Source organism: Streptococcus mitis, from assembly GCF_009496155.1.
In the GTDB taxonomy this organism is placed as follows: domain Bacteria; phylum Bacillota; class Bacilli; order Lactobacillales; family Streptococcaceae; genus Streptococcus; species Streptococcus mitis_BQ.
In genome coordinates this window covers 33,986-54,143 of sequence record NZ_WIJP01000008.1, presented here as the reverse complement: position 1 = coordinate 54,143, position 20,158 = coordinate 33,986, and the positions used below count along the sequence as shown (strand labels likewise).

21 protein-coding genes and 2 pseudogenes are annotated in these 20,158 nt (G+C 38.1%); 19 read left to right on the top strand and 4 right to left on the bottom strand.

Features of this window, described 5'->3' with window-relative positions:
• Positions 1 to 2 precede the first annotated feature (2 nt).
• The 4 genes and pseudogenes from GEZ84_RS06200 (at position 3) to GEZ84_RS11075 (ending at position 2,608) form a co-directional block, all read left to right on the top strand.
• The gene (locus GEZ84_RS06200) at positions 3 to 707 is read left to right on the top strand and encodes a methyltransferase domain-containing protein (protein ID WP_153223894.1); all 705 of its coding nucleotides are present in this window, start codon (positions 3 to 5) and stop codon (positions 705 to 707) included.
• Entirely contained in the window at positions 685 to 1,407 is a 723-nt protein-coding gene (locus GEZ84_RS06195) for a class I SAM-dependent methyltransferase (protein ID WP_153223893.1), read from the top strand. Before GEZ84_RS06200 ends, GEZ84_RS06195 begins: the two co-directional genes overlap by 23 nt.
• 110 nt (positions 1,408 to 1,517) lie before the next feature.
• Positions 1,518 to 2,309: pseudogene (locus tag GEZ84_RS06190) on the top strand (family 1 glycosylhydrolase); the annotation flags it as partial.
• Positions 2,310 to 2,350: 41 nt separating this feature from the next.
• Positions 2,351 to 2,608 (top strand): annotated as a pseudogene (locus tag GEZ84_RS11075) (DUF3884 family protein).
• A 104-nt stretch (positions 2,609 to 2,712) separates the two neighbouring features.
• On the opposite strand, the gene GEZ84_RS06180 reads toward GEZ84_RS11075, so the two are convergent.
• The 4 genes from GEZ84_RS06180 to nrdH form a co-directional block, all read right to left on the bottom strand.
• Complete coding sequence (locus tag GEZ84_RS06180; RefSeq protein ID WP_000917573.1) at positions 2,713 to 3,480, bottom strand: DeoR/GlpR family DNA-binding transcription regulator; 768 nt, start codon at positions 3,478 to 3,480, stop codon at positions 2,713 to 2,715.
• A 142-nt stretch (positions 3,481 to 3,622) separates the two neighbouring features.
• The gene (gene nrdF, locus GEZ84_RS06175; protein ID WP_055356832.1) at positions 3,623 to 4,585 is read right to left on the bottom strand and encodes a class 1b ribonucleoside-diphosphate reductase subunit beta; all 963 of its coding nucleotides are present in this window, start codon (positions 4,583 to 4,585) and stop codon (positions 3,623 to 3,625) included.
• 188 nt (positions 4,586 to 4,773) lie between these two features.
• The gene (gene nrdE / locus GEZ84_RS06170; RefSeq protein WP_153223892.1) at positions 4,774 to 6,933 is read right to left on the bottom strand and encodes a class 1b ribonucleoside-diphosphate reductase subunit alpha; all 2,160 of its coding nucleotides are present in this window, start codon (positions 6,931 to 6,933) and stop codon (positions 4,774 to 4,776) included.
• Between the two features lie 80 nt (positions 6,934 to 7,013).
• On the bottom strand, positions 7,014 to 7,232 hold the full coding sequence (gene nrdH, locus GEZ84_RS06165; RefSeq protein WP_000259240.1) for a glutaredoxin-like protein NrdH: 219 nt from the start codon (positions 7,230 to 7,232) through the stop codon (positions 7,014 to 7,016).
• Between the two features lie 350 nt (positions 7,233 to 7,582).
• Here nrdH and GEZ84_RS06160 point away from each other — a divergent pair, with 350 nt between their 5' ends.
• From GEZ84_RS06160 to GEZ84_RS06095, 15 genes are all read left to right on the top strand, one after another.
• The gene (locus GEZ84_RS06160) at positions 7,583 to 7,846 is read left to right on the top strand and encodes a phosphocarrier protein HPr (RefSeq protein ID WP_000146947.1); all 264 of its coding nucleotides are present in this window, start codon (positions 7,583 to 7,585) and stop codon (positions 7,844 to 7,846) included.
• Positions 7,847 to 7,851: 5 nt separating this feature from the next.
• Entirely contained in the window at positions 7,852 to 9,585 is a 1,734-nt protein-coding gene (gene ptsP, locus GEZ84_RS06155; protein WP_020902391.1) for a phosphoenolpyruvate--protein phosphotransferase, read from the top strand.
• 133 nt (positions 9,586 to 9,718) lie between these two features.
• Entirely contained in the window at positions 9,719 to 10,213 is a 495-nt protein-coding gene (locus tag GEZ84_RS06150; RefSeq protein ID WP_153223891.1) for a YkgJ family cysteine cluster protein, read from the top strand.
• A gap of 81 nt (positions 10,214 to 10,294) precedes the next feature.
• Complete coding sequence (locus tag GEZ84_RS06145) at positions 10,295 to 10,837, top strand: ClbS/DfsB family four-helix bundle protein (RefSeq protein ID WP_153223890.1); 543 nt, start codon at positions 10,295 to 10,297, stop codon at positions 10,835 to 10,837.
• Positions 10,838 to 11,371: 534 nt separating this feature from the next.
• The gene (locus tag GEZ84_RS06140; RefSeq protein WP_153223889.1) at positions 11,372 to 12,103 is read left to right on the top strand and encodes a hypothetical protein; all 732 of its coding nucleotides are present in this window, start codon (positions 11,372 to 11,374) and stop codon (positions 12,101 to 12,103) included.
• Positions 12,104 to 12,526: 423 nt separating this feature from the next.
• On the top strand, positions 12,527 to 12,739 hold the full coding sequence (locus tag GEZ84_RS10870; RefSeq protein WP_228113022.1) for a hypothetical protein: 213 nt from the start codon (positions 12,527 to 12,529) through the stop codon (positions 12,737 to 12,739).
• A gap of 48 nt (positions 12,740 to 12,787) precedes the next feature.
• Positions 12,788 to 13,000 (top strand): hypothetical protein, encoded by a 213-nt coding sequence (locus GEZ84_RS10865; protein WP_153223888.1) that lies wholly within the window; start codon positions 12,788 to 12,790, stop codon positions 12,998 to 13,000.
• A gap of 119 nt (positions 13,001 to 13,119) precedes the next feature.
• Complete coding sequence (locus GEZ84_RS06130) at positions 13,120 to 13,812, top strand: YjjG family noncanonical pyrimidine nucleotidase (protein ID WP_153223887.1); 693 nt, start codon at positions 13,120 to 13,122, stop codon at positions 13,810 to 13,812.
• Between the two features lie 61 nt (positions 13,813 to 13,873).
• A complete protein-coding gene (locus GEZ84_RS06125) occupies positions 13,874 to 14,527 on the top strand; it encodes a uracil-DNA glycosylase (RefSeq protein ID WP_153223886.1) in 654 nt (217 codons plus the stop codon).
• Positions 14,528 to 14,536: 9 nt separating this feature from the next.
• A complete protein-coding gene (locus GEZ84_RS06120; RefSeq protein WP_153223885.1) occupies positions 14,537 to 15,001 on the top strand; it encodes an NUDIX hydrolase in 465 nt (154 codons plus the stop codon).
• A 12-nt stretch (positions 15,002 to 15,013) separates the two neighbouring features.
• Positions 15,014 to 16,282 carry a dihydroorotase gene (locus GEZ84_RS06115; protein ID WP_153223884.1) on the top strand — a complete coding sequence of 423 codons (1,269 nt, stop codon included), beginning with the start codon at positions 15,014 to 15,016 and terminating at the stop codon, positions 16,280 to 16,282.
• A 13-nt stretch (positions 16,283 to 16,295) separates the two neighbouring features.
• Positions 16,296 to 16,556: a hypothetical protein gene (locus tag GEZ84_RS06110; protein ID WP_001105926.1), complete on the top strand. Its 261-nt coding sequence runs from the start codon at positions 16,296 to 16,298 to the stop codon at positions 16,554 to 16,556.
• Between the two features lie 10 nt (positions 16,557 to 16,566).
• A complete protein-coding gene (pdrM, locus tag GEZ84_RS06105; protein WP_153223883.1) occupies positions 16,567 to 17,928 on the top strand; it encodes a sodium-coupled multidrug efflux MATE transporter PdrM in 1,362 nt (453 codons plus the stop codon).
• Positions 17,929 to 18,081: 153 nt separating this feature from the next.
• Entirely contained in the window at positions 18,082 to 19,050 is a 969-nt protein-coding gene (locus GEZ84_RS06100) for a thiamine pyrophosphate-dependent dehydrogenase E1 component subunit alpha (RefSeq protein WP_084864344.1), read from the top strand.
• Positions 19,051 to 19,065: 15 nt separating this feature from the next.
• Entirely contained in the window at positions 19,066 to 20,058 is a 993-nt protein-coding gene (locus tag GEZ84_RS06095) for an alpha-ketoacid dehydrogenase subunit beta (protein ID WP_153223882.1), read from the top strand.
• Positions 20,059 to 20,158: the final 100 nt, after the last annotated feature.

Genomic DNA, 20,158 nt, shown 5'->3' with positions numbered 1-20,158 from the left:
CTATGGAAGTTGGAAATGATATTGTTATTCAAAATGGAACACAATGGAGTTTTGGTAATGGTGTAGCTCAACATTTTGATGAGCATGTTAGACAATCTATTCCTTTATATGATGAAGGACATAACCTTGTTTGTCATCTAAGCGATTTTTTTATTCGTGACCATTCCTTATGTTATGAGCTAGGCTCTGCAACGGGTAATCTGATTGGTAAATTATACCAGCGTCACAAGTCTAAAAAAGAAGTTCGTTTTATCGGGATAGAAGAGATTCCAGAAATGAATCAGGTGGCACAATCGAAATTTCCTGAGCTTGAATTCATAACAAGCTCCGTGGAGGAAGCCAGGTTAGAACCCAGCGATTTAATTATTAGCTATTATTTCCTTCAGTTTATTCTTCCAGACAAGAGAATAAAGATTTTATCAAAAATATATGAATCTTTAGTTGAAGGTGGAGCGTTTATTCTATTTAAGAAAGAAATCATGACAGATCCGAAGGTAAATAAGTTGATAGTTTCCAATTATATTAAATTCAAGCAAGAACATGGATTTAGTCCAGAAGAAATTCTACCTAAGCAATTGAGCTTGGAGGGAGTTATGATTAACTACACTCATGCTGAAAATAAAGAAATGTTAAAGAGTGCTGGATTTCATCATGTAGAAACGATAATGAGATATGGAGAGTTCAATGGATACATTTGTTTTAAATGAAGATAATCACAAGAAATGGGAAGAATTACACGCCCAATCATCAAAAACAGAGACACGCTTAGTTCCTAATGATGCAGTTCAAAAGATTTTTTCTTTGAGAAATCAAATCGTTACTCAAAACGATGAGTGCAGGGTATTAGAAGTTGGTTGTGGTTTTGGAAGGAATCTTTACTATTTAATTGAAAATCATTATGCTGATACTTATTGTGGTGTAGATTTAACAAAGGAGGCCGCTGATAGTGCAAAACAATTATTGACTAAGTCATTTCCACAATTTAATTGTCGTATAGCACAGACAGATGTAGGTAAAGGTTTAGATTTTCCTGACAATCATTTCGATTCTATATTTGATATAATGTCTGCGATTACATTTATAGTGGATGAAAAAGATAGACAGAACTATTTTTCAGAGGTGAAAAGGGTGTTGAAAGCAGGAGGAATGTATTATTTTTATTGTCCACGGAAAGATGGAATTTTTCAAGATGCAATTCCTGATAATTATTTACTAGAAAAAGGTTATATACGTAGAAAACTAGATTCAATGTTAGAAAGAGTTTATACAGAAAGTGAGTTAATTGAATTATTAGCTCCTATGCGTCTTGTAAAATTAGAAATTGGTTCAAAACATACTAGAGCTTTTGGTGATGAGTTGTTTATTAGAAATAATGGATTTTGGTTTGGAGTTTTCAAAAAAATATAGAATTATTAGTGTACTGATTTTTTGAATTGATATGAAATTTTCTGAATTATAAACACTTGTTTTCTTAATTTTGTTTATGATTTTATTTTTTTATAAAAAATATGATAAAAAAAGGCTATAAAGGTGGAATTGGTGTTGTTCACGCTCTGCCAACAAAGTATCCTTTGGATCCTAAAAATCCAGCCGATGTTCGTGCGGCTGAGTTAGAAGATATCATTAACAACAAATTTATTTTGGATGCAACTTATTTAGGTCGCTATTCAGCTGAAACCATAGAAGGTGTCAACCATATCTTATTAGTTAATGGTGGTAGCTTAGATCTACGTGAAGAAGATTTTACAGCATTAGAAGCTGCAAAAGACTTGAATGATTTCCTAGGAATCAACTACTATATGAGTGACTGGATGGAAGCCTTTGATGGGGAGACTGAAATTATCCATAATGGTAAGGGAGAGAAAGGAAGCTCTAAATACCAAATTAAAGGTGTTGGTCGTCGTGTAGCTCCTGAATATGTACCACGTACGGACTGGGATTGGATTATATACCCTCAAGGTTTGTATGACCAAATTATGCGAGTGAAGAAAGATTATCCTAACTACAAGAAGATTTATATCACTGAAAATGGACTTGGTTATAAAGATGAGTTCGTCGATAACACTGTTTACGATGATGGTCGTATTGATTATGTGAAACAACACTTGGAAGTATTGTCTGATGCTATTGCTGATGGTGCAAACATCAAAGGATACTTCATCTGGTCATTGATGGATGTCTTCTCATGGTCAAACGGTTATGAAAAACGCTACGGTCTCTTCTATGTAGACTTTGAAACTCAAGAGCGTTATCCTAAGAAATCAGCTCACTGGTACAAGAAAGTAGCAGAAAGTCAGATTATAGACTAGTAGAATTAGTAATTAGATATAGAATTATAGTGAGGCAAAAGATGTTCAAAGATTTTATCCAATCTATTTATGAAAAAGTTTATATTATAAATTTCGGAAAATGTTCTCAAATACCGTGTTTGACGAATGAATAACTGAAAAGTCTCGGAAAATGGTATGTCTCTACCGGTAAAGAATGGATTTGCCATTCAGACTATGAGCTAGAAGAATTTAAAAATATCTTTTTAAATTTTATCAGTCCTGAAGAACGGGATAATATCTCCTTTGATTCAGATTTTATGCCGTTTCAACAATCATAAAGAATCTAGGAAACTCTTTGTAAAAATCTTCATCAAAAAATGCGTCATATCAAGATTCTTATTTTCTTGATATGACGCATTTTAAATTTTATCAATCCTCAGTTTTATGGTTTAGAAAGAATAATTTTTGTTTGTTTTGAAAGTTGTTCGAACGTTTCTTTGCTCAGTTTAGAATCTGAAACGATGGTATCAATATCTGAGATATTATAGAAGGTATAAAAATCAAATTTATTGAACTTACTATTGTCAGCTAGTAAGTATTTTTTATTGGAATTATTGAGGGCGATGCGTTGAGATTCACCTTCCTCTTCACTAAAGGTCGCAATCGCATTGTCTTTAATACCATTACAGCTAACGAAAGCTTTAGAAAATTGAAGGTTGGCTAGGTTTTGCAAGGTTAGTGTTCCCACAAAGGCCCCAGTGATAGAGCGGTAGTTTCCACCAATTAAAATCAAATCTGTTAGTTTTCGTTCGTTTAAGATGAGAAATACTGGTAAACTGTTTGTTACAACACGAATATTATCGATTGGAAGTTCACGGGCAAAAGATTCCAAGGTTGTCCCTGGACCGATAAAAATGGTTTCACCCTCATCGATTAAATGACCTGCAAAACGGCTGATTTCTTGTTTTTCTGCGATTTGTAAGCTTTGTTTTTCAATATTGGAACGTTCATTATTTAAAATAGAACCTGTGCGAATTTTTTCAGCTCCACCGTGTACTCGAACAAGTAAATCCTTGTCAGCTAACTCTTGTAAGTAGCGTCTAGCAGTCATATCTGATACATCCAAGCGAGTCATGATTTCTTTTACAGTAATAGTTCCCTTTGTATTTACCGTTTCTAGAATATTATCTAGTTTTTCCTGCTTTAACATCGTTATCACCTCTATTTCTATTACTATTTTATCATAAAGTGTTCAATCAATCAATTTAAAAAACAAAATAAAACAAAAACAAAAATATCATGGTTGTTTTAAACAAACCATGATATTTGTTATCAGTTCTGGGATAATTGAATTAGTCCAAACCGTAGTTGTAGTCATCATCTTGCATGGCTTCAACTTCACCAAGGAGGTAACCATTTCCGACTTGAGAGAAGAAGTCGTGGTTGGAAGTTCCTGTTGAAATACCGTTCATAACGATTGGGTTGACATCATCAGCTGAATCTGGGAAGAGTGGATCTTGCCCAAGGTTCATGAGTGCCTTGTTAGCATTGTAGCGAAGGAAGGTTTTGACTTCTTCCGTCCAACCAACACCGTCATAGAGGCTTTCTGTATAGCCTTCTTCATTCTCGTAAAGAGTATAGAGCAGGTCGTACATCCAATCCTTGAGTTTTTCTTGCTCTTCTTCAGGCAATTCATTGAAACCAAGTTGGAATTTGTAACCAATGTAAGTTCCGTGAACAGATTCATCACGAATAATCAGTTTGATGATTTCCGCAACGTTGGCTAGTTTGTTATTACCAAGGTAGTAGAGGGGAGTGAAGAAACCAGAGTAGAAGAGGAAGGTTTCAAGGAAAACGCTGGCTACTTTCTTTTCAAGTGGGCTACCGTTTAGGTAGATTTCGTTAACAATCTCAGCCTTCTTTTGTAGGTAAGGATTGGTATTGGTCCATTCGAAAATTTCTTCAATCTCAGCTTTTGTATTCAAGGTAGAAAAGATTGATGAATAAGATTTAGCGTGGACAGATTCCATAAATTGGATGTTATTGAACACAGCTTCCTCATGGGGTGTACGGATGTCTGCGCGAAGGGCTTGAACCCCTGTTTCAGATTGCATAGTGTCGAGAAGGGTTAAACCACCAAAGACTTTTCCAACTAAGTCTTTTTCCTTGTTTGATAGTTTTCTCCAGTCGTCTAGGTCATTTGACAAGGGAATACGTGTATCAAGCCAGAATTGCTCCGTCAGTTTTTCCCAAGTTGATTTGTCGATGACATCTTCGATGGCATTCCAGTTAATGGCTTTGTAGTAAGTTTCCATTTGAAATCTCTTTCTATATATAATAATGCTGTTGTACAATCGTTTTTGCTTCCTTTAGTGTATCGCACAAAAAGTCGGAGAACCGACTTTTACATGTGCTTAGCTAGTTTATAAAATGTTTGATTAAGTTCTCTTTTGATGCTAGCTTACTAAACTTACAGAGAAATAGTAATTCCTTTGATTAAAAACTAAATCACACAGCTTTCACATTGGTTAGCACCGACTTCTCCACCGTCATCTGTAAAGGTACGGACGTAGTAGATAGACTTGATACCCTTGTTAAAGGCATAGTTACGAAGGATAGACAAGTCACGTGTTGTTTGTTTGTTTTCTTTCTTCCATTCGTAAAGACCTTTTGGAATATCACTACGCATGAAGAGAGTGAGTGAAAGACCTTGGTCTACGTGCTCAGTTGCAGCAGCGTAAACATCAATCACCTTACGCATATCCATGTCGTAGGCAGAAGTGTAGTAAGGAATGGTTTCTGTTGACAAGCCTGCAGCTGGATAATAGATTTTACCGATTTTCTTTTCTTGGCGTTCTTCGATACGTTGCGTAATCGGGTGGATAGAAGCAGAAACGTCATTGATGTAACTGATCGAACCATTTGGCGCTACAGCAAGGCGGTTTTGGTGGTAAAGACCATCTGCTTGAACCTTGTCGCGAAGTTCAGCCCAGTCAGTAGCACTAGGGATAAAGACATCTTTGAAGAGTTCTTTAACACGGTCTGATTTTGGAACAAACTCGCCAGTCACATACTTGTCAAAGTAGCTTCCCTTAGCATAGTCTGATTTTTCAAAGTTGTGGAAGGTGATACCACGTTCACGCGCAATATTGTTTGACTCAACTAAAGTCCAGTAGTTCATAAGCATGAAGTAGATGCTTGTAAATTCAACAGACTCAGGCGATCCATATTCAATCAGTTGTTGGGCAAGGTAGCTGTGAAGTCCCATAGCACCAAGACCAAAGGTGTGAGCTTGGCTATTTCCATGGTCGATAGTAGGAACAGCTACGATGTGCGAACTATCTGTAACGAAAGTAAGAGCACGAACCATAGCACGGATTGAGCGACCAAAGTCAGGTGAAGTCATCATGTTGACGACGTTGGTTGAACCAAGGTTACATGAAACGTCCGTTCCCATTTGAAGGAATTCTTGAGCGTCGTTGATCAAGCTTGGTTCTTGGACTTGAAGAATCTCAGAACACAAGTTACTCATGATAATTTTTCCATCAACTGGATTTGCACGGTTAGCCGTATCAATGTTGACTACATAAGGGTAGCCAGACTCTTGTTGCAATTTAGAGATTTCAGTTTCCAAATCACGCGCCTTGATTTTTGTTTTGCGGATATTTGGATTTGCGACTAGTTCATCGTATTTTTCAGTAATATCGATGTAGTTAAATGGCACACCGTATTCAAGCTCTACAGAGTATGGGCTGAAGAGGTACATTTCTTCATTTTTACGAGCCAATTCGTAGAATTTATCGGGTACCACAACACCAAGTGAAAGGGTCTTTACACGAACTTTTTCATCAGCGTTTTCTTTCTTAGTTGAAAGGAAAGCGATGATATCTGGATGAAAGACGTTGAGGTAAACAACCCCTGCACCTTGACGTTGACCCAATTGGTTAGAGTAAGAGAAGCTGTCCTCAAAAAGCTTCATAACTGGTACGACCCCAGAAGCTGCTCCTTCATAGCCTTTGATAGGTGCGCCCGCTTCACGAAGGTTACTGAGGGTAATTCCCACACCACCACCGATACGTGAAAGTTGAAGAGCTGAGTTGATAGAACGTCCGATAGAGTTCATATCATCCGTTACTTGGATTAGGAAGCAAGATACTAACTCCCCGCGACGAGCACGTCCAGCATTCAAGAAGGAAGGAGTAGCAGGTTGGTAGCGTTGGTGGATGATTTCATTGGCAATATCGATTGCAACAGCTTCATCACCATCAGCGAAATAAAGGGCGTTAAAGAAGACACGGTCCTCCATACTTTCAAGATAGTATTCACCGTCATTAGTTTTCAAGGCGTACTGATTGTAAAATTTATAAGCTGCCATGAAAGATTTGAATTGGAAGTTTTGATCTTTAATAAATTGCGACATTTCTTCCAAAAATTCTGGACGGTATTTCTTGATAAAGGTTGTTTCGATGTAGTCGTGTTCAATGAGGTAGTCGATTTTATCAGTAATTGAATCAAAAACCATAGTGTTTGGAACTACATTTTCCTTAAAGAAGGCATCCAAGGCTTCTTTATCTTTATGAAGCATGATTTGTCCATTAACAGGACGATTGATTTCGTTATTGAGACGGAAGTAAGTCACGTCCTCAAGATGTTTTAATCCCATAAAATTTCCCTTATCTAATTACAAAAGAAAGGCTTCTAAGTAAGCCCTAGAAGCAGTTTCTTCTGGATGATGTACTAAGATTATGCTAATTGTTTCAGTTTTCCTGGTTGGAAACCTGAAAAGACTTCAGTTGGTGTTTGGATAACAGGAGCTGCGCTGAAACCGAGCTCTTTAACTTGATCGATGTACTCAGGTTGCTCATCAAGATTGATTTCACGATAAGCGACATTATTACTGTCCAAGAAACGTTTGGTCATTTTACATTGGACACAGTTGTTTTTAGAATAAACGGTTACCATTGTGTAACTCCTCTTTCAAAATAGATTACTTTCTTAGTATATCAGAAAATAAATTTTTGTCAATGATTTAAAACTAAATATAGTGGTCTATTTTTATAGATAACCAAACAAAGCACAATATATAGTGTTTGTTTTGTGAAAAAGTGATAATTATCCTATAAGTTGTTTTTTGAAAAACTATATCCTGTGTTTTGCCATCTAGGATAGAAGATTTTCAGCAAGTTATCTGAAAGGAAATCGAATAAATCCCATAAAATGCTTGAAAAAAATCCTAGAAGATGATATAATACCAAATTGTAAGGGTTATCACATATAACTCAAAAAAGAAAGAACAAAAGGAGAGTCAAACTATGGCTTCTAAAGATTTCCACGTAGTGGCAGAAACAGGTATTCACGCACGTCCAGCAACATTGTTGGTACAAACTGCTAGCAAATTTGCTTCAGATATCACTCTTGAGTACAAAGGTAAATCAGTTAACCTTAAATCAATCATGGGTGTTATGAGTCTTGGTGTTGGCCAAGGTGCTGATGTAACTATCTCAGCTGAAGGTGCAGATGCAGATGACGCTATCGCTGCAATCTCAGAAACAATGGAAAAAGAAGGATTGGCATAAGGAAAATGACAGAAATGCTTAAAGGAATCGCAGCATCTGACGGTGTTGCAGTTGCAAAAGCATATCTACTCGTTCAACCGGATTTGTCATTCGAGACTGTTTCAGTCGAAGATACAAACGCAGAAGAGGCTCGTTTGGATGTAGCTCTTGAAGCTTCTCAAAACGAGCTTTCTCTTATCCGTGAGAAGGCTGTAGGTACGCTTGGTGAAGAAGCGGCTCAAGTTTTTGACGCTCATTTGATGGTTCTTTCTGACCCAGAATTGATTGGTCAGATTAAAGAAACAATCCGTGCTAAGAAAGTCAATGCAGAAGCAGGTCTTAAAGAAGTGACTGACATGTTCATCACTATCTTTGAAGGCATGGAAGACAATCCATACATGCAAGAACGTGCAGCGGATATTCGCGACGTGACAAAACGTGTATTGGCAAACCTTCTTGGTAAAAAATTGCCAAACCCAGCTTCTATCAACGAAGAAGTAATCGTGATTGCGCATGACTTGACACCATCTGATACAGCTCAATTGGACAAAAACTTTGTAAAAGCTTTTGTAACTAACATCGGTGGACGTACAAGCCACTCAGCTATCATGGCACGTACACTTGAAATTGCAGCTGTATTGGGAACAAATAACATCACTGAAGTGGTGAAAGACGGTGATATCCTTGCCGTTAACGGAATCACTGGTGAAGTGATTATCAACCCAACAGATGAACAAGCGGCTGAATTTAAAGCAGCTGGTGAAGCTTATGCTAAACAAAAAGCTGAATGGGCACTTTTGAAAGATGCTCAAACAGTGACTGCTGACGGTAAACACTTCGAGTTGGCTGCTAACATCGGTACTCCAAAAGACGTTGAAGGTGTTAACAACAACGGTGCAGAAGCTGTTGGACTTTACCGTACAGAGTTCTTGTACATGGATTCTCAAGATTTCCCAACAGAAGACGAGCAGTATGAAGCATACAAGGCTGTTCTTGAGGGAATGAATGGTAAACCAGTGGTTGTTCGTACAATGGATATTGGTGGAGATAAGGAACTTCCTTACTTCGATATGCCACACGAAATGAACCCATTCCTTGGATTCCGTGCCCTTCGTATCTCTATTTCTGAAACTGGAGATGCAATGTTCCGTACACAAATCCGTGCCCTTCTTCGCGCTTCTGTTCATGGTCAATTGCGTATCATGTTCCCAATGGTTGCCCTTTTGAAAGAATTTCGTGCAGCTAAAGCAGTTTATGAAGAAGAAAAAGCAAACCTTCTTGCTGAAGGTGTTGCAGTTGCGGATGACATCCAAGTTGGTATCATGATTGAAATCCCTGCAGCAGCCATGCTTGCAGACCAATTTGCAAAAGAAGTAGACTTCATGTCAATTGGAACAAACGACTTGATTCAATACTCAATGGCAGCAGATCGTATGAACGAACAAGTTTCATACCTTTACCAACCATATAACCCATCAATCCTTCGCTTGATCAACAACGTTATCAAGGCAGCTCACGCTGAAGGTAAATGGGCTGGTATGTGTGGTGAGATGGCTGGTGACCAAAAAGCTGTTCCACTTCTTGTCGGAATGGGCTTGGATGAGTTCTCTATGTCAGCAACATCAGTACTTCGTACACGTAGCTTGATGAAGAAATTGGACACTGCTAAGATGGAAGAGTACGCTAACCGTGCCCTTACAGAGTGTTCAACAATGGAAGAAGTTCTTGAACTTCAAAAAGAATACGTTAACTTCGATTAATGTCATCAACCTTGTAACCTAGTTGCAAGGTTTTTTGCTACATTTTGGAAAAGTATAGTCTTATAAAGTCCACTTTTCAATGAGTCAGAGGCGTGATATAATAGGGGGAAACAAATAGAATAAGAGAGAAACTATGTCTAAAGAAATTGATATTGAGTATTACCATCAGCTAGCCTTGCAAAAGCAAAAGGAGCATCGAAAAGTTTTAGCCAATTTAAAGAAAAAGCCACCAAAAAATCTAGATAAGATAGCCCAGCAGATTCACCAAGAAGTCTTTGCAGAGATTGATTGTACGGCTTGCGCTAACTGTTGCAAGACATTGGGGCCTGACTTTAAAGAAGCGGATATTACACGAATCGCCAAGTATTTTAAGATGAAATTACCTGCTTTTGAAGCAGAGTTTTTGCAGGTAGATGAAGATGGTGATAAGGTTTTCAAATCCATGCCCTGCCCATTTTTAGGAGGAGATAACCTCTGTTCTATCTATGACGTTCGTCCAAAGGCCTGTCGTGAATTTCCCCATACAGACCGTAAAAAGATCCATCAAATCAACCATTTGACGATTAAGAATACATTGACCTGCCCTGCAACTTATCTCTTTGTTGAGAAATTAAAGGATAAGTTATAGAGATTTGTAATTTTAAATTTTGAACAAAGATTACAGGATAAAAATTCTCATAATAACTCACAATGTGAAGGGAGAACTTTTATGCCTAGACCAAAAACAAAAGAGGAGCTGGTGCTAGCCTCTAAGGAGAATTATGAAAAGCTCAATCGTTTCATCTCTCAACTAAGCGAAGAAGAGTTGCAGACTCCTTTTGATTTTTCAAGAGACCAAAAGAAAAAGGAAGCGCACTGGAAAAGAGATAAAAATCTAAGGGATGTCTTGATCCATCTTTATGAATGGCAGCAGTTACTTTTGATTTGGGTACATTCTAATCAAGAAGGTCACGAAAGACCTTTTATCCCTGAACCTTATAATTGGAAAATCTATGGAGAAATGAATGTCGCTTTTTGGAAGAAGCACCAGAAAACCTCCTTAGAAGAAGTGACTAGACTCCTAGAACAATCACATAGGGAGGTTTTAGAGTTGATAGAAGTTTTTAGCAATGACGAACTCTTTACCAAAGGTGTCTATAAGTGGACGGGAGGGACAAGTCTAGGTTCCTACTTTGTCAGTAGCACGTCAAGCCACTATGATTGGGCTCTGAAAAAACTCAAAGCACATCAGAAGAATTGTAAGTATTATTAATTCAAGAAACAGTGAAATTTAGGAAAGATTTTTCTAAGTTTCTAATAGTTTTTTTCCTTGTCTTTGAGGAATTCTAGCTTTAGAATCCTTCAAAAATTAAGATTTAAGGCTATCAATAGCTTAGAATAGTGCGAAAACATTTAGTTTATAGGAATTGTAGCTCTAGAATTGCATAGATATTTATGAGAATAGAGCATTCGATAGTTAGGATAGTTCTATTCTGAAAGCTTTGGGGTGTCAATCTTCTAGAGTAGTAGTTTGCCAATGAATTTTGTTGAAAGATTACTTGTTTTATGGTAGTCTAAAGTAAAAGAAAGCCTTATCATTCTATTTGTATCTTTAATCTGACTTGGTTTAGGTCTAGAAGAGGGATAGATATTTTAGATTTCCAAATAACAATTATATTTTTACTTGCAAAAATGTATTTCAACTTTACCTAATGTAGAGGAAGGAAATATCATGAAACGTTTATGACTTGTTGGAAAGAGAATGGGAACTAAAAATGGATTCCTTTTGCATATTAGGAGTAGGTGGATGAGTAATCTAGAGTCAATTCGTAAAGCGCATATCATCGTGTGGGGTGCCTATCTATTTTTATCATTAAGGGCACCGCTAATTAGTAGCACAGAGTATTTTTTGCTTATTTTTTTAGCGTTTCTCTATTCAATAGTATCGCTACCTATATACTCTGTGAAGAATAAAATAGTATCCATTTGCTTGGCTATAAACTCAATTCTGTTAATGAGTTTCCCGATTTTAATCAATAAATTTTTCCCAGGAAACATTTCTACCTATATCGTATTAATAAGTATTTTTATCCTAGAGTTCTTAATCTTTAATATAATTGGTAAAGATTTTGACACTAGATTAGCTAGCGAGTATAGGAAAATCAGTCAGTTTAAAAGTAAGATGTCTCAATCCCCTTGGATAAAATATTTAGAGATTTCTAGTTTTATATTAACTATATTTCCATTTATTATTCATGGTACAGTGGCTAATCGTGTATTGGCTCTTATCTTTTTGATAAAAATGTGTGTAGATACTATGATAAAGTTTCTATTAAACAGAATCTTTAAGACAAGTGAGGTAATGAAAAGGAGAATATTTTCTCTGTTTGTACTAGATTTGATTGTCTATTTATTTTTAGGCTATGTTTTAGCAATGCAAAAAGACGAATATCTGTTTTCAATTCTACTAATTTTTTCTAATTTTTCACTTCCTTTTATCAGAGAAAAAGAGTATGCATTATTTAAAAATAAGAAGTGAGATAAATAGGGTCAAATCTTAGTTTTCTTTAAAATAAAATCAGGTAGAGAAAAGATATCTTATCTAGCTGCCGAAGAGATAGAAACGAAGTTGTCTATCGTTAGAACACTATCTTAGCCACATTAATGGAGAATTATCTCTCCATGACAAAGTTCTTTTTTCGTATCGATGTTAAATTGCTTATTTTATGGGAAACTCAACATGTTTAAACTAAGTGATAAAGTCAGAGTGGTCTTTGCTCTTTTAGGGGTAAGTTCCATATTGATTAGTATGTATCTTATACCTTTTATTAAAACTGAGAATAAATTTTTGGAAATACTTTTATTTATATTAGGTGTATTGCTAATTGGGATTACGTTACTAAGTCATAAAAAAATTAAATTTTGGAAATAGCGTTAGTGAGAAGGACAGGGTAATAGTATTATGATGGTTGTTTTCATTTTGATGGTTGTGGTATATCTGTATTATGTAATTACAGAGTATTTTCAGAATAGTTATATTGACTGTATACTATTTCTAACATTGCTGATTTCTCATTTGATATGGGATTACTATTTTTTGCCCATTGAAATTTTAGTGGTATTAAGTGGAGTAAATTTGCTATCAAGATTTTTCCAAAAAAAGAGAAGTCAATAGATTTGCCGAAGAATCATTAAGACGAAAGGTAAAATGGGGATATTTAAAATGAAACATTTTATTGCAGGATTTGGTGAAATAAACTTTATAAATTATCTTTTGTATATATGTGTAGGGCTAGCCCCTCTTTTTCATATGTATGTCATAGATTCGGAAATGAGTTTTGTGAAAATAGTGTTATCTATTTTGGGAATTATATTTGTATGTATTTTAACTATTGCTCGAATTTATAGAAGATTTTTCTATCATTCACTAGAATAGTATGGGTTAGTTAATCAATTAGAACTATTATTCTTTGTGGTACTATACTACTTTTAAGTTTTTGCATTAAACAGCCGAATGAAGTGAAAGTTGTTTATCATAGAAAGGAAAACCTCAAATTGTCCTACAAATTTCTACTCTTCGACCTCGACCACACCTTGCTTGATTTTGATGCTGCTGAGGATGTGGCTTTGACCCAACTTCTAAAAGAAGAAGGTGTTACAGATCTTCAGGCTTATAAAGATTATTACGTTCCTATGAACAAGGCTCTCTGGAAGGACTTGGAGCAAAAGAAAATTAGTAAACAAGAGCTAGTTAACACGCGCTTTTCTCGTTTATTTGCTCACTTTGGACAGGAAAAAGACGGTAGTTTTCTAGCCCAACGTTACCAATTTTATCTTGCCCAGCAGGGACAAACGATTTCGGGAGCTCATGAACTCTTAGACAGACTTATCGAGCGAGATTATGAGCTATATGCTGCGACAAATGGTATTACTGCCATTCAGACAGGGCGTTTGGCTCAATCTGGTTTAGCACCTTATTTCAATCAAGTATTTATCTCTGAACAATTGCAAACACAAAAGCCTGATGCTCTCTTTTATGAAAAGATTGGCCAGCAAATTGCTGGATTTAGTAAAGAAAAGACGCTGATGATTGGAGATTCCCTAACCGCCGACATTCAAGGCGGCAATAATGCTGGGATTGACACGATTTGGTACACTCCTCATCACCTCGAAAATCCCACACAAGCCCAGCCAACCTACGAAGTCCATTCTTACAAAGACTTGCTGGATTGTTTAGATAAACTGTAAAAAGTGGTTTCCATAGCCACTTTTTGCTATAATAGAGGCAGTAAAAACGAAGGAGTTGGCTATGGAACACTCGTCTTGGCACGCTTTGATTAAGGAGCAATTGCCTGAAGGTTATTTTGGGAAAATCAATCAGTTTATGGAGCAGGTCTATTCTCAAGGGACTATTTATCCGCCTAAGGAAAAGGTTTTTCAGGCTCTATTGACAACGCCGCTTGAAGAGGTTAAGGTGGTGATTCTGGGACAAGATCCCTATCACGGGCCAGGTCAAGCGCAGGGTTTGAGTTTTTCTGTACCTGACTTTATCCCAGCTCCGCCATCCTTGCAAAATATCTTGAAAGAATTATCAGATGATATTGGCGTTAAGAAATCTCATGATTTGACAGCTTGGGCTGAGCAAGGAGTCTTGCTTCTTAATGCTTGTTTGACGGTTCCTGCTGGACAGGCCAATGGTCATGCTGGGCAGATCTGGGAGCCGTTTACAGATGCAGTTATCAAGGTAGTCAATAATCTGGATAGACCTGTTGTTTTCATCCTCTGGGGTGCTTATGCACGCAAGAAAAAAACACTGGTTACAAATTCCAACCATATGATTATCGAATCAGCCCATCCCAGTCCTTTGTCAGTTTATAGAGGATTTTGGGGTTCCAAGCCTTTTTCCAAGACCAATGCATTTTTAAAAGAGACAGGACAAGAGCCAATCGATTGGCTTAGATAAGGAGAAAATATGCCTCAGTTAGCGACGATTTGCTACATTGATAATGGGAAAGAACTGCTCATGCTCCACCGTAATAAGAAGCCAAATGATGTCCATGAAGGGAAATGGATTGGTGTGGGTGGCAAACTAGAGCGTGGTGAGACGCCTCAGGAATGCGCAGCGCGTGAAATCCTCGAAGAAACAGGACTGAAAGCCAAGCCAGTTCTAAAAGGTGTTATCACTTTTCCTGAATTTACACCAGATTTAGACTGGTACACCTATGTTTTTAAGGTGGCAGAGTTCGAGGGGGACTTGATTGATTGCAATGAGGGGACGCTAGAATGGGTTCCCTATGACGAGGTTTTGAGTAAGCCGACTTGGGAAGGTGACCACACCTTTGTTAAGTGGCTTTTAGAGGATAAACCCTTCTTTTCAGCCAAGTTTGTTTATGATGGGGATAAATTGTTGGATACCCAAGTTGATTTCTATGAATAAAGGAGAAAGTAGATGCTACTAATCAAAAATGGTCGTGTTATGGATCCCAAGTCTGGTTTGGATCAGGTGTGTGACGTTTTAGTCCAAGATGGGAAAATTGTCAAAATTGCGTCTGAGATCACGGAAGAAGGAGCAGAAATCTTAGATGCTACTGGTCTTGTAGTTGCTCCTGGCTTGGTTGATATTCATGTTCATTTCCGTGAACCTGGTCAGACCCACAAGGAAGACATCCATACTGGTGCCCTAGCAGCCGCTGCAGGTGGTTTTACAACTGTTGTCATGATGGCTAATACCAGTCCAACTATTTCAGACGTGGAGACTTTGCAGGAAGTTCTCCAGTCAGCTTCCAAAGAGAAGATTAATGTTAAGACGGTTGCGACCATAACTAAGAATTTTAATGGGCAAGATTTGACTGACTTTAAGGCACTCTTAGAAGCTGGAGCTGTTGGTTTTTCTGATGACGGTATTCCGCTTGAAAGTAGTAAAGTTGTCAAGGAAGCTATGGAGGAAGCTAAAAAACTCAACACCTTTATTAGTCTTCATGAGGAAGATCCAGGATTGAACGGGATTCTTGGATTTAATGAAAATATCGCTAAAGAACATTTCCATATTTGCGGTGCGACTGGGGTGGCTGAGTACGCTATGATGGCGCGTGATGTCATGATTGCCTATGCAACCAAGGCCCATGTTCATATTCAGCATTTGTCTAAGGAAGAAAGTGTTAAAGTAGTGGAGTTTGCTCAAGGATTAGGAGCGCAAGTAACAGCAGAAGTGGCGCCACAGCATTTCTCTAAGACCGAAGCACTTCTTTTGACACAAGGTAGCAATGCTAAGATGAATCCTCCGCTTCGTTTGGAATCAGACCGTCGTGCCGTTATCGAAGGCCTTAAAACAGGAGTCATCACAGTTATCGCAACTGACCACGCGCCTCACCATGCGGATGAAAAAAATGTTGAGGATATTACCAAAGCGCCATCTGGTATGACTGGCTTAGAAACGTCCCTGTCTCTCGGCTTGACCTTTTTGGTAGAAGCTAGTGAGTTAAGCTTGATGGAACTACTCGAAAAGATGACATACAACCCAGCCAAGATTTATAACTTTGAAGCAGGTTACTTGGCTGAGAATGGTCCAGCGGACATCACTATTTTTGATGCTAAGGCTGACCGCCTTGTGAACTCCCATTTTGCTTCCAAAGCAGCTAATTCACCATTCATCGGTGAAACCTTAAAAGGGCAGGTTAAATATACCATCTGTAAAGGACAAATCGTCTATCAAGCTTGATAGGAGTTGGAATATGAATTATTTTCGAAAACGTAGGGAGAGACAAGCAAAATCTAATAGTGGCATTTACTGTCCCGCAGCTAATCGTTCTAAAATTCAATATGAAACTAAAGAAAAAGCTGACCATGCAGTTCAATATGATAATGGAGGTTTAGTTAGAAGCTATTATTGTCGTACATGTGCGTGTTGGCATACTACTTCAAAATCTAATAACCCTCCGCTAAGTTTGAAAAACTATGGTCTGAAACTCTTTGGTTTAGATAAATCAGAATAGAAAGAGAAGTATGTATAAGACAAAGTGTTTGCGAGAGAAGTTAGTATTATTTTTAAAGATATTTTTCCCTATCCTGATTTACCAATTTGCCAATTATTCTGCCTCCTTTGTTGATACGACTATGACTGGTCAATACAATACTATGGACTTGGCTGGTGTGTCTATGGCAACCAGTATCTGGAATCCTTTTTTTACATTCCTGACAGGGATTGTGTCAGCCCTGGTGCCCATCATTGGTCACCATCTTGGGCGAGGTAAACAGGAAGAAGTGGCGTCTGATTTTTACCAGTTCATCTATTTGGCCCTGGGTCTATCTGTGGTCTTGCTGGGGATGGTACTTTTTCTGGCACCACCAATCTTGAATCATATTGGACTAGAAGCTCCAGTGGCAGCAGTAGCGGTTCGCTATCTCTGGTTTTTATCTATCGGGATTATCCCCTTATTACTTTTTAGTGTCATTCGTTCCTTGCTGGATTCGCTGGGATTGACCAAGCTGTCCATGTATCTCATGCTTTTGTTACTTCCCCTCAATAGTGGATTTAACTATCTCTTGATTTTCGGAGCCTTTGGTGTTCCAGAACTGGGAGGTGCTGGTTCTGGTTTAGGTACTTCTTTGGCCTACTGGGTCTTGCTGGGAATTTCTGTTCTGGTTCTATTTAAACAGGAGAAGCTCAAAGCCTTACACCTTGAGAAACGAATTCCACTTAATATGGATAAAATCAAGGAAGGAGTTCGTTTAGGACTGCCTATTGGGGGAACTGTCTTTGCGGAAGTGGCTATCTTTTCTGTTGTTGGCTTGATTATGGCTAAGTTCTCGTCCTTGATTATCGCTAGTCACCAGTCAGCTATGAACTTTTCAACTCTCATGTATGCCTTTCCTATGAGTATCTCATCTGCTATGGCAATTGTCGTTTCTTATGAAGTGGGAGCCAAGCGATTTGATGATGCGAAAACCTATATTAGTCTAGGAAGATGGACTGCCCTTATTTTTGCAGGCTTCACCTTATCCTTCCTTTACATTTTTAGGGGAAATGTGGCCAATCTTTATGGTAACGACCCAGAATTTATCGATTTGACAGCGCGTTTTTTGACTTATAGTCTTTTCTTTCAGTTAGCAGATACCTTTGCGGCACCCCTTCAGGGAATTTTACGGGGGTATAAGGATACAGTTATTCCTTTTTACCTTGGTTTGATTGGTTATTGGGGAGTAGCAATCCCAGTGGCTATGGTCTTTGATTTCTTAACAGATTTTGGAGCTTATTCTTACTGGATCGGTTTGATTATTAGTCTAATTGTGAGTGGGGCGCTCTACCGTTGGCGTTTAACAGTGATTATGAAGAGATTTGAATCTTTAGTAAAATCTAAACGATAAAAAGTTTGTGAAAAAATATTCTTAACAAGAAAATCCCTTAGTCCTATAGGATTTTCTTTTTTAATTTGTGAAATTTTCTTTAGAAAAACTTTGACAGTATTTACCAAAAACGGTAAAATAGTAAGGTAAGAAGAAAGTTAGAAAGGCAAGAAGATGTCAACTTTAGATAAAAATCTTTTGCTAGAGATGTTCCGTAAGATGGAAGAAATCCGTCGTATGGACTTAAAAATTGCGCAATTAGTAAAGAAAGGAAAAGTGCCAGGAATGACGCACTTTTCTGTTGGAGAAGAGGCAGCTAACGTGGGTGCTATGTTGGCTCTCAATCCAGATGATCTAATTACCTCAAATCACCGTGGTCATGGACAAGCTATTGCCAAAGGAATTGACCTCAATGGAATGATGGCTGAAATCCTTGGTAAATACACTGGAACCTGTAAAGGTAAAGGTGGTTCTATGCATATCGCTGACCTTGATGCTGGGAACCTTGGTGCTAATGGTATCGTAGGTGGTGGTATGGGAATCGCTGTTGGTGCAGCCCTTAGTCAGCAAATGCAAAACACTGGAAAAATCGTAGTCTGCTTCTTTGGAGATGGTGCGACCAACGAAGGTGTTTTCCACGAAGCAGTAAACATGGCTTCTATCTGGAACCTGCCAGTCATTTTCTACTGCATTAACAACGGTTATGGAATCTCTGCAGATATCAAGAAAATGACTAATGTAGAACATATCCACCAACGTAGCGCTGCATATGGAATTCCTGGAATGTTCATCGAAGATGGAAACAATGTCATCGATGTTTATGAAGGATTTAAGAAAGCTGTAGACCATGTTCGTGGTGGCAATGGGCCTGTCTTGATTGAAAGTGTAACTTACCGCTGGCTTGGTCACTCATCATCTGACCCTGGTAAATATCGTACGCGTGAAGAAGTGGAGTTGTGGAAACAAAAAGACCCAATTGAAAACCTTCGCAAGTACCTCATTGAAAATACTATTGCAAGTGCCGAAGAATTGGAAGAAATCCAAGCGCAAGTCAAGGAAGCAGTAGAAGCTTCTGTTAAATTTGCAGAAGAAAGTCCATTCCCACCGCTTGAATCAGCATTTGAAGATATTTACGCAGACTAAGGAGAAAGAGATAAAATGGAAACAAAAACAATGTCCTTCCGTGACACCATTATCCTTGCTATGTCTGAGGAAATGCGTCGCGATGAAAATGTGTTCTTGATGGGAGAAGATGTCGGTGTCTTTGGAGGAGACTTCGGAACTTCTGTTGGAATGCTTGAAGAATTTGGTCCAGAACGTGTTCGTGACTGTCCGATTTCTGAAGCTGCCATCTCTGGAGCAGCAGCAGGAGCAGCCATGACAGGACTTCGTCCAATCGTCGATATGACCTTTATGGACTTCTCAGTTATTGCCATGGACAATATTGTCAACCAAGCTGCTAAAACACGTTATATGTTTGGTGGTAAGGGTCAGGTCCCAATGACTGTTCGATGTGCAGCTGGTAATGGAGTTGGATCTGCAGCCCAGCACTCACAATCATTGGAATCTTGGTTTACTCACATTCCTGGTCTTAAGGTTGTGGCTCCAGGTACACCTGCTGACATGAAAGGACTGCTCAAGTCTTCTATCCGTGATAATAACCCAGTTATTATTCTTGAGTACAAATCGGAATTTAACCAAAAAGGCGAAGTGCCAGTTGATCCAGATTACACAATTCCACTTGGGGTTGGGGAAATCAAACGCGAAGGAACGGATGTAACAGTTGTTACTTATGGAAAAATGCTCCGTCGTGTGGTTCAAGCAGCTGAAGAATTAGCAGAAGAAGGAATTTCTGTTGAGATTGTTGACCCACGTACCCTTGTTCCGCTTGATAAGGAGATCATCATAAACTCAGTTAAGAAGACTGGTAAGGTTGTTCTGGTCAACGATGCCCACAAAACAAGCGGCTATATCGGAGAGATTTCAGCTATTATTTCAGAATCGGAAGCATTTGACTATCTAGATGCACCAATCCGCCGTTGCGCAGGAGAAGATGTGCCAATGCCTTATGCACAAAACCTAGAAAATGCAATGATTCCAACAGTTGAAAGCATCAAAGATGCCATCCGTAAAACTTATAGTAAAGAATAAAACTACATAAGATAAGTTATGTAAACAAAATAAAGCTGACGAGAAACTTTGTATCTTTTAGGTGCAGAGCTCTTCGTCCTTAATATCTTATATTCGAACA

Bases quoted from the DNA above. Each gene is read 5' to 3' on its own strand.
- GEZ84_RS10870 (WP_228113022.1), top strand. From the start codon at position 12,527: ATGATGGTTGTTTTCATTTTGATGGTTGTGGTATATCTGTATTATGTA.
- GEZ84_RS06145 (WP_153223890.1), top strand. From the start codon at position 10,295: ATGCCTAGACCAAAAACAAAAGAGGAGCTGGTGCTAGCCTCTAAGGAG.
- GEZ84_RS06125 (WP_153223886.1), top strand. From the start codon at position 13,874: ATGGAACACTCGTCTTGGCACGCTTTGATTAAGGAGCAATTGCCTGAA.
- GEZ84_RS06180 (WP_000917573.1), bottom strand. From the start codon at position 3,480: ATGTTAAAGCAGGAAAAACTAGATAATATTCTAGAAACGGTAAATACA.
- GEZ84_RS06095 (WP_153223882.1), top strand. From the start codon at position 19,066: ATGGAAACAAAAACAATGTCCTTCCGTGACACCATTATCCTTGCTATG.
- GEZ84_RS10865 (WP_153223888.1), top strand. From the start codon at position 12,788: ATGAAACATTTTATTGCAGGATTTGGTGAAATAAACTTTATAAATTAT.
- GEZ84_RS06110 (WP_001105926.1), top strand. From the start codon at position 16,296: ATGAATTATTTTCGAAAACGTAGGGAGAGACAAGCAAAATCTAATAGT.
- nrdF (WP_055356832.1), bottom strand. From the start codon at position 4,585: ATGGAAACTTACTACAAAGCCATTAACTGGAATGCCATCGAAGATGTC.
- GEZ84_RS06200 (WP_153223894.1), top strand. From the start codon at position 3: ATGGAAGTTGGAAATGATATTGTTATTCAAAATGGAACACAATGGAGT.
- GEZ84_RS06195 (WP_153223893.1), top strand. From the start codon at position 685: ATGGATACATTTGTTTTAAATGAAGATAATCACAAGAAATGGGAAGAA.
- GEZ84_RS06115 (WP_153223884.1), top strand. From the start codon at position 15,014: ATGCTACTAATCAAAAATGGTCGTGTTATGGATCCCAAGTCTGGTTTG.
- GEZ84_RS06140 (WP_153223889.1), top strand. From the start codon at position 11,372: ATGAGTAATCTAGAGTCAATTCGTAAAGCGCATATCATCGTGTGGGGT.
- GEZ84_RS06100 (WP_084864344.1), top strand. From the start codon at position 18,082: ATGTCAACTTTAGATAAAAATCTTTTGCTAGAGATGTTCCGTAAGATG.
- GEZ84_RS06160 (WP_000146947.1), top strand. From the start codon at position 7,583: ATGGCTTCTAAAGATTTCCACGTAGTGGCAGAAACAGGTATTCACGCA.
- pdrM (WP_153223883.1), top strand. From the start codon at position 16,567: ATGTATAAGACAAAGTGTTTGCGAGAGAAGTTAGTATTATTTTTAAAG.
- nrdE (WP_153223892.1), bottom strand. From the start codon at position 6,933: ATGGGATTAAAACATCTTGAGGACGTGACTTACTTCCGTCTCAATAAC.
- GEZ84_RS06120 (WP_153223885.1), top strand. From the start codon at position 14,537: ATGCCTCAGTTAGCGACGATTTGCTACATTGATAATGGGAAAGAACTG.
- ptsP (WP_020902391.1), top strand. From the start codon at position 7,852: ATGACAGAAATGCTTAAAGGAATCGCAGCATCTGACGGTGTTGCAGTT.
- GEZ84_RS06150 (WP_153223891.1), top strand. From the start codon at position 9,719: ATGTCTAAAGAAATTGATATTGAGTATTACCATCAGCTAGCCTTGCAA.
- nrdH (WP_000259240.1), bottom strand. From the start codon at position 7,232: ATGGTAACCGTTTATTCTAAAAACAACTGTGTCCAATGTAAAATGACC.